General features: G+C 73.6%; 1 protein-coding gene. It reads left to right on the top strand.

What is annotated here, in order from left to right; translation table 11 throughout:
* The first annotated feature begins 2 nt into the window (after positions 1 to 2).
* The gene (locus AAH979_RS35080; RefSeq protein WP_346262429.1) at positions 3 to 14,903 is read left to right on the top strand and encodes a type I polyketide synthase; all 14,901 of its coding nucleotides are present in this window, start codon (positions 3 to 5) and stop codon (positions 14,901 to 14,903) included.
* The last annotated feature ends 27 nt before the right edge of the window (positions 14,904 to 14,930 follow it).

The following is a 14,930-nucleotide window of genomic DNA, read 5'->3' on the forward strand; positions in this document are numbered from 1 at the left end:
TGGTGGAGACATCTTCGGAACAGCTTGTTACGGCCCTGCGGGCGTCGCTGCTGGAGAACGAACGCCTCCGGCAGAAGAACGAGCGGCTCACCGAGGTGGCCACCGAGCCGGTCGCCGTCGTCGGAATGGCGTGCCGGCTGCCCGGCGGGGTCACCTCGCCGGAGGACCTGTGGCACCTGGTTGCCGACGGCGTCGACGCGATCGGTCCGTTCCCGACCGAGCGCGGCTGGGATCTGGCGGCCACCTACGACCCCGACCGCAGCCGCCCGAACACCTCCTATGTACAGGCCGGTGGTTTTTTGCAGGACGCGGGCGACTTCGACGCGGAGTTCTTCGGGATCTCGCCACGCGAGGCACTGTCGATGGACCCGCAGCAGCGGCTGCTGCTGGAGACGTCGTGGGAGGCCATCGAGCGGGCCAGCATCAACCCGGCGGCACTGCGCGGCCGGCGCGTCGGCGTGTACGTCGGCACCACCGGCCAGGACTACCTCCAACTGCTGATGGCGGCCGCCGGCGAGGAGTCCGAGGGCTTCGTGCTCACCGGCAGTTCCGCCAGCGTGCTGTCCGGCCGGATTGCCTACACCCTGGGCCTGGAGGGCCCGGCGGTCACGCTGGACACCGCGTGCTCGTCGTCGCTGGTCGCGGTGCACCTGGCCGTCCAGGCGCTCAAGCTTCAGAACTGCTCGCTCGCGCTGGCCGGCGGTGTCACCGTCATGTCGACGCCCGGACCGTTCATCGAGACGTCGAAGCAGCGTGGGCTGTCGCCGAGCGGCCGGTGCCGGGCCTTCGCGTCGGCGGCGGACGGAACCGGCTTCGCCGAGGGCGTCGGCATGGTCCTCCTGGAGCGGCTCTCCGACGCCCGACGCAACGGCCATCCGGTGCTCGCCGTCATCCGTGGTTCAGCGATCAACCAGGACGGCGCGTCAAACGGGCTGGCCGCCCCGAGCGGCCCGGCCCAGCAGCGGGTGATCCGGCAGGCGCTGGCCAACGCGGGGCTGGTGACGAGCGACGTGGACCTCGTCGAGGCGCACGGCACCGCCACCACCCTGGGCGACCCGATCGAGGCGCAGGCCGTGCTCGCCACGTACGGTCAGGAGCGACCGGCCGACCAGCCGCTGTGGCTGGGCTCGCTGAAGTCCAACATCGGACACACCCAGGGCGCGGCGGGGGTTTCCGGCTTCATCAAGGTCGTGCAGGCCCTGCGTCACGGTGTCCTGCCGCAAACCCTGCACGTCGACGAGCCGACGCCGCACGTGGCGTGGTCGAGTGGGAACGTCCGACTGCTGACCGAGCCCCGGCCGTGGCCGGACCTCGCCCGACCGCGCCGGGCCGGCGTGTCCGGCTTCGGGATCAGCGGGACGAACGCGCACGTCGTCCTGGAACAGGCACCTCCGGACCCGGCCCCGCGCAGGCGCGCCCTGGACGACGGCGACGACCTGGTCGCGGGGACGGCACCGTGGGTGGTTTCGGCAGACTCCGACGAGGCGCTGCGCGCCCAGGCCACCCGGCTGCGCGGGTACCTTGCCGACCGTCCCGAACTGTCGCCCGTCGACGTGGGGTTCTCGCTCGCCACGACCCGGGCCGCCCGGCCGCACCGGGCGGCGTTACTGGGTACGACCCGCGACGAGCTCCTGGCCAGCCTCGACGCGCTCGCCGCCGGGCAGCCGTCGACCGGCCTGTTCCGAGGTGTCGGCGGCGCCGACGGCAAGGTCGTGTTCGTGTTCCCCGGACAGGGTTCGCAGTGGCCGGAGATGGGCCGCGAGCTCATGGACTCCTCGGCGGTGTTCCGGGACAGCGTGCGGGCGTGCGCGGAGGCCCTGGAGCCGTACCTGGACTGGGCGGTGGAGCCGGTCGTGCGTGGGCTGCCCGGGGCTGCGGATCTGGATCGGGTCGACGTGAAGCAGCCGGTGCTGTTCACGATGATGGTGTCGCTGGCGGCGCTGTGGCACGCCCACGGCGTCCAGCCGGCGGCCGTGGTCGGCCACTCGCAGGGTGAGGTGGCGGCCGGGTACGTGGCCGGTGCCCTGTCCCTGGACGACGCCGCCCGGATCATCGCGCGGCGCAGCCAGGCGTGGCTCGAGCTGACCGGCCGCGGCGCGATGGTGTCCGTACAGACGCGGGCGGACCGGGTACGGGAGAAGCTCGAACCCTGGCGTGACAGGCTGGCCGTGGCGGCGGTCAACGGGCCGGGCTCGTGTGCGGTGTCCGGAGAGGCGGCGGCCTGCGCCGAGTTCCTCGCCGAGTGCACGGCGGACGGGCTACGGGCCCGGCAGATCCCGGGCGTGGACACCGCCGGGCACTCGCCGCAGGTCGAGATGCTGCGGGACCGGCTGCTGGCCGACCTCGCACCGGTGTCTCCGCGGGCCGCGACGGTCCCGTTCTACTCCACGGTCACCGGTGCGGTGATCGACACCACGACGTTGGACGCGGACTACTGGTACCGCAACATGCGCGACACCGTGGAGTTCGAGTCCGCCACCCGCGCCCTGCTCGTCGACGGCCACCGGTGCTTCGTCGAGGTCAGCCCGCATCCGCTGCTCGCGTCGTCGTTACAGGAGACGTTCGACGACAACCCGGACGAGGCCGGCGCCGCACCGGTGGCCATCGGCACGCTGCGGCGGGACGAGGGCGGCCCGCAGCGTTTCGTCAGCTCGCTCGCAGAGGCGTACACGCACGGGGTCGACGTGGACTGGGACCGCGTCTTCGCCGGCTCGCGGGCGGTCACTGTGGACCTGCCGACGTACGCCTTCCAACGGCGCCGGTACTGGCTCGACACGGCGGGCCGGGTCGGCGACGTGTCGTCGGCGGGGCTGGTGGCCGCAGGGCACCCGCTGCTGGCCGCCGCGGTCGAGCTTCCCGGGTCCGGCGGCGTGCTGCTGTCCGGGCGGTTCTCGACGGCTTCACACGGCTGGCTCGCCGACCACGCCCTCGGCGACCAGGTGCTGTTCGCCGGCGCGGGCTTCGTGGAGCTGGCGCTGCGGGCCGGTGACGAGGTCGGTTGCGGGCACGTTGAGGAGCTGGTCCTGGAGGCCCCGCTGCTGCTGTCTTCCGGGCAGGCGGTCCGAATCCAGGTGCTGGTCGGCGTACCCGACGACGCGGGTCTCCGTCCGGTCAGCGTGTACTCGCTGCCGGACGGAGCCGACGACGGTCTGCCGTGGACCCGACACGCGGTCGGTACGCTCGTCGCCGACCCGGGATCGGAACCGGTCGACCTTGAGGTGTGGCCGCCGGCCGGCAGCGAACCGGTGGCTCTGGACGACTACTACGCGCGTGCCGCCGACGCCGGCCTGGTCTACGGTTCCACCTTCCAGGGACTCCGGGCGGCCTGGCGACGCGGTGACGAGGTGTTCGCCGAGGTCGCGCTTCCGGAGAGCGCCGCCGGCGCCGCCTTCGGCGTCCATCCCGCCCTGCTGGACGCCGCGTTGCACGCCACCGGCCTCGGCTCCTTCTTCGCCGACACCGGAGCGGTTCGGCTGCCGTTCGAATGGCGCGGCGTGACGCTCCACGCCGCGCAGGCCACCCGGTTGCGCGTCGCGCTGCGGCCCGCGGGGGCGGACGCCGTGTCGCTCGTCGCGGTGGACGGGGCCGGTCTTCCCGTCGTCACGGTCGAGTCGCTGGCGTTCCGGCCGGTCGGTGCGCAGGGGGCCGCCGGCTCGGTGGCCACGATTGGCAACAGTCTCTTCCGGGTCTGTTGGACACCGCTGACCAGCGCGCCGCCGGCCGAACCGCCGCCGGCCCGGTGGGGCTGGCTCGCCGGGCCGCCGGACCTGTCCGGTCCGGTGCCGGCCGTCGAGACGTTTGCGGACCTCGCGGCGTTGGCGGCGAGGGACGCCGGGACCCCGGTGCCGGACGTGATCATGGTACCGCTGACCGCCGACCCCGTCATCGACAGTGGGGCCGGCGATGGCGAGCTGCCGGCACGGGTGCGGACCATGACCGGGCGCGCGCTGGAGTTGGTGCGGGCGTGGATCGCCGACGAGCGGTTCGGGGCGGCGAAACTGATGGTCGTCACGCGGGGTGCGGTACCGACCGGGGACGGCGGGGACGTCACCGACCTGGCGGTATCGGCTGTCTGGGGATTGGTGCGCACGGCGCAGAACGAGCATCCGGACCGATTCCTGCTCCTGGACACCGACGGTGCCATCCCGTCGTCGGTCGCCGACGCCGTCGCCGCCGGCGAGTCGCAGCTCGTCGTACGCGACGGTGTGGTGCTCGTACCCCGGCTCGCCCGTCGGCCGGTCACCGGTGATTCGGCCACCACCAGACCGGTCTGGAATTCCGACGGCACCGTGCTGATCACCGGCGCCACCGGGACGGTCGGAGCGGTGATCGCCGAACACCTGGTGGTCGAGCACCGGGTGCGGCACCTGCTGCTGGCCAGCCGGCGCGGCGCTGCCACGGCGGGCGCTGCCGCCCTGCGCGCGCGGCTGGTGGAACTGGGCGCCGAGGTGACGATGGCCGCCTGCGACGTCAGCGACCGGGACGCACTCGCGGCTCTGCTCGACGCCGTTCCCGACGCGCATCCGCTGACCGGGATCATCCACGGCGCGGTCGTCCTGGACGACGGTGTGCTCGAGGCGCTCACCCCGGAGCGGATCGACACCGTACTGGCACCGAAGGTCGACGCGGCGTGGCACCTGCACGAGCTGACCCGTGACCGGCAACTGTCGGCGTTCGTACTGTTCTCGTCGGCGTCGGGCATCCTCGGCCGGGGCGGGCAGGCCAACTACGCAGCCGCGAACGCCTTCCTCGACGCGCTGGCCCAGCACCGTCGCAGCCGGGGACTGACCGCGACCTCGATGGCGTGGGGGCCCTGGTCCGGCGCCGCGGGGACGCTCACCCAACTCGACGAGGTGGGTCGGGCGCGGATGGCGCAGAACGGTGTCACCGGGCTGTCCGCCCGTGACGGCGCGGCCCTGTTCGACGCCGCGCTCGTGGCAGACGAGCCGCTGCTGCTGTCCATGCTGTGGCACCCGGCCGTCGCCGCCGACACGGCCCGGGGCCAGGTACCCGTGCTGCTGCGGGGCCTCGTCCGGGGCCCGGCGCGGCGGCGTGCCGCCGCCAGCTCCGGCGACGGGTCGGACCTGTTGCGCCGGCTCGCCGGCATGACTGAGCCGGACCAGCACAACCTGCTGCTGGAACTGGTACGGGCCGAGGCAGCCGCGGTCCTCGGGTACCCGTCGCCGGGCGGGCTCGTGGTCAGCAGGGCGTTCAGGGAACTCGGATTCGACTCGCTCACCGCGGTGGAGTTGCGTAACGCGCTGAAGAACGCCACCGGCCTGCGGCTACCGGCCACTCTGGTCTTCGACTACCCGAACCCGCTGGTGCTGGCCCGGTTCCTGCGCGACGAACTGGTGGGCAGGGCGGCGGCGCTGGACGCCCCGGTGCCGGTTGCCTCCCGGCCGGCGGGGCACCCCGACGAGCCGATCGCGATCATCGCGATGAGCTGCCGGTACCCAGGTGGCGTCGACTCGCCCGAGGATCTGTGGCGGCTGGTGGCCGACGAGGCCGACGTGATCTCAGGGTTGCCGGTGGACCGGGGCTGGGACGTCGACACGCTGTACGACCCGGACCCCGACCGCCCGGGTACGACCTATGCCCGCGAGGGTGGGTTCCTCGACACGGTGGGTGACTTCGACGCGGCGTTCTTCGGTCTGTCGCCGCGTGAGGCGGTTGCCACGGATCCCCAGCAGCGGCTGCTGCTGGAGGCCTCGTGGGAGGTCGTCGAGCGCGCCGGGATCGATCCGACGACGCTGCGGGGCACCGATACGGGTGTCTTCACCGGCGTGCTCTACCAGGACTACGGCACGTTGTTCGCCAGCTCGGCGAGCCAGACCGACGGCTACCTCGGTACCGGAGTCGCCGGCAGCGTCGTGCCCGGCCGGGTCGCGTACACGCTGGGGCTGGAAGGTCCGGCGGTGACAGTCGACACGGCCTGCTCCTCGTCGCTGGTGGCGCTGCACCTGGCGGGACAGGCACTGCGCAACGGGGACTGCTCACTCGCGTTGGCCTCCGGCGTGACGGTGATGGCGACGCCGACGATGTTCGTCGACTTCGCCCGGCAACGGGGGCTCGCACCGGACGGCCGGTGCAAGCCGTTCGCGGCGTCGGCCGACGGCATCGGGCTGTCCGAGGGCGTGGGCGTGCTCCTCGTCGAGCGGCTGTCGGACGCCCGGCGCAACGGGCATCCGGTGCTGGCGGTGATCCGTGGATCGGCGGTCAACCAGGACGGCGCGTCGAACGGGCTGACCGCGCCGAACGGCCCCGCGCAGCAGCGGGTGATCCGTCGGGCGCTGGCGTCGGCGCGACTGGCACCGGCCGACGTCGACGTGGTGGAGGCGCACGGCACGGGTACCACGCTGGGCGACCCGATCGAGGCACAGGCCCTGATCGCCGCGTACGGGCAGGACCGGCCGGTCGACCGGCCGCTGTGGCTCGGCTCGGTGAAGTCGAACATCGGGCACACCCAAGGGGCGTCAGGCATGGCCGGCGTGATCAAGATGGTGCAGGCGATGCGGCACCGGATCCTGCCTCGCACCCTGCACGTCGACCTGCCGACGGCACAGGTGGATTGGTCCGACGGTGCGGTCGAGCTGCTGACCGAGGCGCGACCGTGGACCGTACCCGACCGGCCCCGCCGGGCCGGCGTCTCGTCGTTCGGCGTCAGCGGGACGAACGCCCACGTGATCCTCGAAGAGGTGCCGATCGGCGAAGACGACCGACCCGAGGTCCGCACAGAGGATGACGCCCGGGGGTCCGGACCGATCGCCTGGGTCCTCTCCGGCCGGTCACCGGCGGCACTCGCCGGGCAGGCCCGTCGGCTGCTGTCGCACCTGGAGGCCAATCCCGGGCTGTCCGACCACGACGTGGCGTACTCGCTGGCCGCCTCGCGGGCGCGGTTCGAGCACCGCGCGGTCGTGACGGCCGCCGACCGGGCGGACCTGCTGGCCGGTCTGGGGGCCGCCGCGGCCGACCGGAGCGCCACCGGACTGGTTAGGGGCGTCGTCGAGGGAACGGGACGCCCCGCCTTCGTGTTCCCAGGGCAGGGTTCGCAGTGGGTGGGGATGGCCGCCGAGCTGCTCGACACCGAGCCGGTGTTCGCCGCGAGGCTCCGGGAGTGCGCGGACGCCCTGGCGCCGCTGGTGGACTGGTCGTTGGAGGACGTGTTACGGGCGCTGCCCGGAGCCGCGTCGCTGGACCGGGTCGACGTGGTACAGCCGGCGCTGTGGGCGGTGATGGTGTCGCTGGCCGAATTGTGGCGGTCCTGCGGCGTGGAGCCGGCGGCGGTCGTCGGGCACTCCCAGGGTGAGATCGCGGCGGTGGTGGTGGCCGGCGGGTTGTCGTTGACGGATGGCGCGCGCGTGGTGGCGCTACGTAGTCGCCTGCTGTGCAGCCTCTCGGGGCACGGCGGCATGGGTTCGGTGGCGGTACCGCACGACGCGGTGGCGGAGCGGATCCGACCATGGGGCGAGCGGCTGTCGCTGGCGGCGGTGAACGGCCCGTCGTCGGTGGTGGTGTCGGGCGATCCCGAGGCGTTGGACACGCTGCTCGCCGGGTACGTCAACGAAGGGGTGCGGGCACGCCGGATCGCGGTGGACTACGCGTCACACTCGGCCCAGGTGGACGGGGTCCGCGATGATCTGCTCGCGGCGCTGTCCGGGCTGTCCCCCCGGTCGTCGTCGGTGCCGTTCCACTCGACCGTGACCGGTGGCCCGGTCGACACCGCGGCCCTGGACGCCGAGTACTGGTTCCGCAACCTCCGCCAAACCGTGGAGTTTCACCATGCGGTGCGGGGCATGCTGGCCGCCGGCTACGACGCGTACATCGAGGTCAGTCCGCATCCGGTGCTGACAGTTGTCATGCAGGACACGATCGAGGCGACCGGGCTGGGCGCGGTCGCGGTCGGTACCCTCCGTCGTGGCGAGGGCGGTACGACCCGGTTCCTCACCTCGCTCGCCGAGGCGTGGGCCCACGGGGTAGCGGTGGACTGGGCGTCCCGGTTCACCGCCGCGCGGCGGGTCGAACTGCCCACGTACGCGTTCCAACGGCGACGGTACTGGTTGGAAATAGGATCCGGCGCCACCCGCACCGGTGCGGACGGCGCGCGGGACGATGGCGACGGCGGGTTCTGGGCGGCAGTCGAGCGCGCCGACCTGGCAGAGGTCGCCCAGACGTTGGAGCTGGCGGACGCGGCGGAGTTGGCGCCGGTCCTGCCGGCGCTGTCGTCGTGGCGCCGCCGCCGGCGTACCCGGGCGACGACTGACTCGTGGCGGTACCGGATGACCTGGAAGCCGGTGCACGCGCCGCCCGGCAACGGGCTGTCCGGGACCTGGCTCCTGGTGACGCCGCCGGAGACAGCCGGGGACGGCCAGCCGGCGGCTGCCGGTACCGGAACCACGACCCGGGAGACCGTGCAGACGTGTGAACGGGCGCTGCGGGCCGCCGGAGCGGAGGTGATCCGGCTGGAAGTGACGGGCACGGACCGGGACGAGACGGTCGAGCGACTGCGCGCGCTGCTCGCCGACGTACCGGAGCCGGCCGGGGTGCTGTCGTTGCTGGCCTGGGCCGGACCGGGTAAGGAACCGACGCCGTCGGCGGCGGTGTTCGCCCGGACCGAGGCTCTCGCCGGGGCCCTCGACGAGGCCGGTGTGGCGGCGCCACTGTGGGTGGCGACCAGGCACGCGGTGAGCGTCGGTCGGTCCGACCAGCCGGTCGACGTGGAGCAGGCAGCCGTCTGGGGGCTGGCGGTGACGTCCACGTCGCGGCCGCCGCAGCGGTGGGGTGGCCTGGTGGACACCCCCGCGGTGCTCACCGAGCGCGCCGCGACCCGGCTGGCCGGCGTGCTCGCCGGAGGCGAGGACCAGGTCGCGCTGCGCGACTCGGCGATCCACGTCCGGCGCCTGGTTCCAGCGCCAGAGGTGGACACCCGGGACGGGGACGCCCGCCCGGCGGACACCCGGGGTGGTGACGAGTGGACGCCACGCGGCACCGTGCTCGTCGTCGGCGACGCGACGGGCGCCGGGGCGGAGGTGGTGCGGTGGCTCGCCGGTACCGGTGTGGACCTGGTCCTGGCCGGCCACGGCGACCAGGAGGCGGCAACGGCGTTGGCGGCCCGGCTCACCGCCGCCGGCGCGACGGTGAACGTGGGAGCCGCCGAGCTGACCGACCGCGACGGGGTTGCGGCACTGCTCGCGGCCGTCCCGGCGGAGCGCCCGCTGACCGCGCTCGTCCAGATCCTCGACGCCGGTCACGGTGCCGAGCGGCAGGCCGCGACGGCGACCGCTGCGGGGCACCTGGACGAACTGCTGGCAGGCGAGATGTTGGACACCGTCGTGACGATCTCGACCGGTGCCGGGATGTTCGGTGCCCGGGCCGGGCGCTCGGTGGACGATCTGGCCCGGCCGGAGGGCCGACCACCGGCGGAGGCCTACCTGGAGGCGTTGGTACAACGTCGCCGGTCGCGCGGCCTCGCGGCGACCCGGCTCTGGCTGGGCAACCTGGCCGACGTCGCCTCGACCGGGGACGCGCCGCCCGCGCGAGCCCTGCGGCCGATGCCGACGGAGCTGGTGATGGGCATGGTGTCGCGGGCGGTGGCACGCGGTGAGACCTCGCTCGTCATCGCCGACGTCCAGTGGGAACAGCTGCTGGCCGACCACCCGGCCCTGGGTACGGCTCCGCTGTTGGGTGACGTCTCCGAGGTCGTACGGATCCGGACCAGCGGCGACCAGGTGTCCGAGCCGGCCACACTGTCGACCTTCCGGCGGAACCTGCTCGACCAGCCACCGGCGGATCGCGCGGCCGCCCTGCTGGACCTGGTCCGCGTCGAGGCGGGCGTGGTACTCGGACATCCGTCCCCCGAGACGATCGGGACGACCAGGCCGTTCCGTGAACTCGGGTTCGACTCACTGACCGCCGTGGAACTGCGCAACCGGATCGGCGCCGCGACCGGCCTGCGGCTGCCGGCCGCACTGGTCTTCGATCACCCCACCCCGGTCGAGCTCGCCGGGTACCTGCGCGGCGAGCTCGAGGGGACGGCCAGTGACCCGGGTACGCCCACACCGTCACCCGTCCCCACCGCATCCGAACCCATTGCGATCGTCGCGATGAGTTGCCGGTACCCGGGTGGTGTGCGCGACCCGGAAGCGCTGTGGAGCCTGGTGGCCGGAGGCGTCGACGCGATCGGACCGTTCCCCACGGATCGGGGATGGGACCTGGACCGGCTGTACGACAGTGACCCGGACCGGCCCGGCACCTCCTACGTACGCGACGGCGGCTTCCTGTACGACGTCGGTGACTTCGACGCCGGCCTGTTCGGCATCTCCCCCCGTGAGGCCGTGGCGATGGACCCCCAGCAGAGGTTGCTGCTGGAAACCTCGTGGGAGGCGCTGGAGCGGGCCGGTATCGGCCCGGACCGCCTGCGCGGCAGCCAGACCGGGGTGTTCGTCGGTGCCGGCGCCCAGGACTACGGCATGCTGGCGTCGGCCGCGAGCGAGGGCTACGCGCTGACCGGCAACGTGGCGAGCGTGCTGTCCGGACGTGTCGCCTACGCGTTCGGGCTGGAGGGCCCGGCCGTGACCGTCGACACCGCGTGCTCGTCGTCGCTGGTCGCCCTGCATCTGGCGGTCCAGGCGCTGCGTAACGGCGAGTGCGCACTGGCCCTGGCCGGCGGTGTCACGGTCATCGCTACGCCGGGCGCGTTCGTCGAGTTCTCCCGGCAACGCGGGCTGGCCCCGGACGGGCGCTGCAAGTCGTTCTCCGGTTCGGCCGACGGTACGGCCTGGTCGGAGGGCGTGGGCATGCTGCTGGTGGAGCGGCTGTCGGACGCCCGGCGCAACGGGCACCCGGTGCTGGCGGTCGTCCGAGGTTCGGCGGTCAACTCCGACGGAGCGTCGAACGGGCTCACCGCACCGAACGGCCGGGCGCAGCAGCGCGTGATCCGGCAGGCACTGGCCGCCGCCGGAGTGCGTCCGGCCGAGGTGAGCGTGGTGGAGGCACACGGTACGGGTACCACGCTGGGCGACCCGATCGAGGCGCAGGCCCTGCTGGCGACGTACGGCCGGGACCGTCCGGCGGCGGCGCCGCTCTGGCTCGGCTCGATCAAGTCCAACCTCGGTCACACCGGGGCTGCCGCAGGTGTCGCCGGGATCATCAAGATGGTGCTGGCGATGCACCACCGGGTACTCCCGCCGACGCTGCACGTGACCGAGCCGTCGCCGCACGTGGATTGGACGGCCGGCGCCGTCGAGCTGCTGACCGAGGGGCGTGCGTGGCCGGCGGATCAGCCGCTGCGCGCGGGTGTGTCGTCGTTCGGCATCAGCGGCACGAACGCACACGTCATCCTCGAGGCGGGACCGCCCGCGCACGTCGTCCCCGAGGCGGGGCCGCCCGCGCCGGATCCGTTGGCGGGTGACGCCATGGCGGCCCCTCCGCCGGTGCCGTGGGTGCTCTCCGGCGCGACCGGCACCGCGCTGCGGGAGCAGGCGCGGCGTCTGCATCAGCACGTCGGCAACACACCGGACGCCCGCCCGGTCGACGTCGGGTACTCGCTCGCCAACGCCCGAGCGGCGATGCAGAAGCGTGCCGTCGTGCTCGGCGCGGACCGCGAAGCGCTTCTCGACGGGCTGGCCGCGCTCGGCGACGGCCGCCCCTCTCCCGGTCTGGTGACCGGCACCGTCACGACCGGCCGTCTCGGGTACGTCTTCGCCGGCCAGGGCGCGCAACGGGCGGGCATGGGCCGGCTCGCGTACGACGCGTTTCCGGTCTTCGCCGATGCCTTCGACGCCGCCTGCGCGCAGTTCGACCGGCACCTCGACCGGCCGCTGCGGGATGTCGTCCTCGATCCCGCCGGGGCCACGGATCTGGACCGGACGGTGTTCGCCCAAGCCGGGCTGTTCACCGTGGAGGTCGCGCTGTTCCGGCTGCTGGAGAGCTGGGGCGTCCGGCCCGACGTACTCGTCGGGCACTCGATCGGGGAACTGGCCGCCGCACACGTCGCCGGAGTGTGGTCGTTGGAGGACGCGTGCGCGCTGGTCGCCGCGCGTGGCCGGCTGATGCAGGCACTGCCCGAGGGCGGCGCGATGGTCGCCGTCCAGGCAGCCGAGGAGGAACTGCGGGAGGCACTCGCGGAGCCGGGATGCGGCGTGGACATCGCGGCGGTCAACGGCCCCCGATCGGTCGTGCTCTCCGGCGACGAGGACGAGGTGCTGGCGCTCGCCGCACGGTGGCGGGACCATGGGCGCAAGGTCAAGCGGCTGACCGTCAGCCACGCCTTCCACTCCCGCCGGATCGAGCCGATGCTGGGCGAGTACCGACGGGTGGCGGCCGGCCTGACCCCGTACCCGCCACAGATCACGGTGGTGTCCACCCTGACCGGCGAGCTGGCCGACCCGGAGCAGTTGGGCTCGGCCGACTACTGGGTCCGGCACGCCCGGGACACGGTGCGCTTCCACGACGGCATCCGTACCCTGCACGCCGCAGGCGTCACCACCTTCGTCGAACTGGGCCCGGACGGCGGTCTCACCGCCCAGGGCCAGGAGTGTCTCGACGGCGTCGACGGCGCCCGCCCGGTGTTCGTACCGACCCTGCGCGCCGACAGGCCGGAGCCCGAAGCCGTGCTCACCACGGTCGCGCACCTGTACGTCAACGGCGTCCCGGTCGACCTGGCCGGGGTGTTCGCCGGCACCGGCGCGCGCCAGGTCGCCCTGCCCACGTACGCGTTCCAGCGGCAACGATTCTGGCCGGTCGCCGCCGCGTCGGCGGAACCCGTGGTGAGCACCAACGCCGACCCCGTCGACGACGAGTTCTGGGCGGCCGTGGAGCAGGGTGACCTCTCGGCCCTCGCGGAGACCCTCGGCGTGGTCGGTGACGAGCCGCTGAGCGCCGTGCTGCCGGCGATCTCGTCCTGGCGTCGGGACCGGCGGGACCGGTCCACGATCGACTCCTGGCGCTACCGGCTGACCTGGCGGGCGGTACGACCCACGGAGACGCCGTTGTCCGGCACCTGGCTGCTGGTCGCCCCGCCGCACACACCGGTGGGCTCCTACGCGGACGCCCTCGAGCGGCACGGTGCCGACGTCGTGACGGTGAAGCTGGGCGAGGACCGCGTCGATCGGGACACCGTGGCCGCACGGCTGCGCCAAGCGCTCGCCGACGGCGTCGAGGTGGCCGGCGTCCTGTCCCTGCTGGCCGTCGACGAGGAGCGGCTGGACACCCATCCGGCGCTGGCGCGTGGGCTCGCGCTGACCGTCCTGCTGGTCCAGGCGTTGGCCGACGAGCGGGTGACCGCGCCGCTGTGGCTCGCGACCCGGGGCGCGGTCGAGGTCGTCCGCCAGGATCCGACGGTCAGCCCGGTCCAGTACCAGATCTGGGGGCTCGGCACGGTGCTGGGCCTGGAGCGGCCCCGGTCCTGGGGCGGGCTGGTCGACCTGCCGCCGGTCCTGTCCGGACCCGCGGGGGCGCTGCTCGCCGGGGTGCTCGCCGACGGCGACGAGGACCAGGTGGCGGTCCGCGACTCGGGTGTATTCGCCCGCCGGATGGTCCGCGCCGTACCCGCCGAGCCCGGATCGGCACGCGACTGGCGGCCGCGCGGCACGGTGCTGGTCACCGGCGGTACCGGCGGGTTGGGCGCGCAGGTGGCCCGCTGGCTGGCCGCCAGGGGAGCCGAGCACCTGGTTCTCGCCAGCCGCCGGGGTGACCGCGCGCCCGGGGTGGCCGATCTGGAGGCGGAACTGCGGTCCGCCGGTACCCGGGTCACGGTCGCCGCGTGCGACGTGTCCGACCGCGAACAGCTCGCGGCACTGCTGGCCGGGCTGCCGGCGGCGGACGCACCGACGGCGGTGGTGCACGCCGCCGGAGTGCCCGGGTACGGGGAACTGATCGGAACCGACCTGGCCTCGGTGGCGGACGTGCTGGCCGCCAAGGCGGACGGCGCCCGCCACCTCGACGAACTGCTCGGTGACACACCGCTGGACGCGTTCGTGCTGTTCGCCTCGGGCGCCGGGGTGTGGGGGAGTGCCGGCGCCGGCGCGTACGCCGCCGCCAACGCGTACCTGGACGGACTGGCCCATCGGCGTCGCGCCGAGGGCCTGGCGGCGACCTCGGTGTCGTGGGGAAGCTGGGACACCGGAGGGATGGTCACCGACGAGGCCGCCAAGCTGCTGACCCGGCATGGCATGCGCCTCATGCCGGCGGCGCTGGCGATCGGCGCTCTGCAACAGGCGCTGGACCGGGACGAGTCGGTCCTCACCGTGGCCGACATCGACTGGGAGCGTTTCGTGCCCGGGTACACGCTGGCCCGCCGGCGCCCGCTCATCGACGACCTGGCCGAGGTACGCCAGGTGCTGGAGCGGCCGGGCCCGGTCGAGGCGCGGCCCGAACAGTCGACGCTGCGGCAGCGGCTGGCCGAGCTGACCGAGGTGGAACAGGAGAGCGTCCTGCGCGACCTGGTACACGGGGAGGTGGCGGCCGTCCTGGGCCACGGATCGGCCGCCGAGATCTCCGCAACTCGCCCGTTCACGGATCTCGGTTTCGACTCGCTGACGGCGGTCGAACTGCGTAACCGGATGACCGTGGCAACCGGCCTGTCCCTGCCCGCGGCGCTGGTCTTCGACTACCCCACGCCGGCCGCCCTCACCGGACACCTGCGGTCCCGACTCGTCGCGGACCTGCCGACCGGGCCCGGGGCGGCGCTGCGCGACATCGACAACCTCGACGGGCTGTTGTCCTCGCTCACTCCAGGCGACGACGAGCACGGCCGGGTGGTGGCGCGACTGGAGACACTGCTGGCCAAGCTGACCGCCGTCGCCGGTGCCACCACCGACGACGGTGCGTTCGGAATGCGGCTGGAGTCCGCGACCGACGACGAGATGTTCGACCTCATCGACAACGACCTCGGCGTGCACTGACCGGACCGCCGCCCGCCCTTCCGCTGA

Source organism: Plantactinospora sp. ZYX-F-223 (assembly GCF_039649625.1).
Classification (GTDB): Bacteria; Actinomycetota; Actinomycetes; order Mycobacteriales; family Micromonosporaceae; genus Plantactinospora.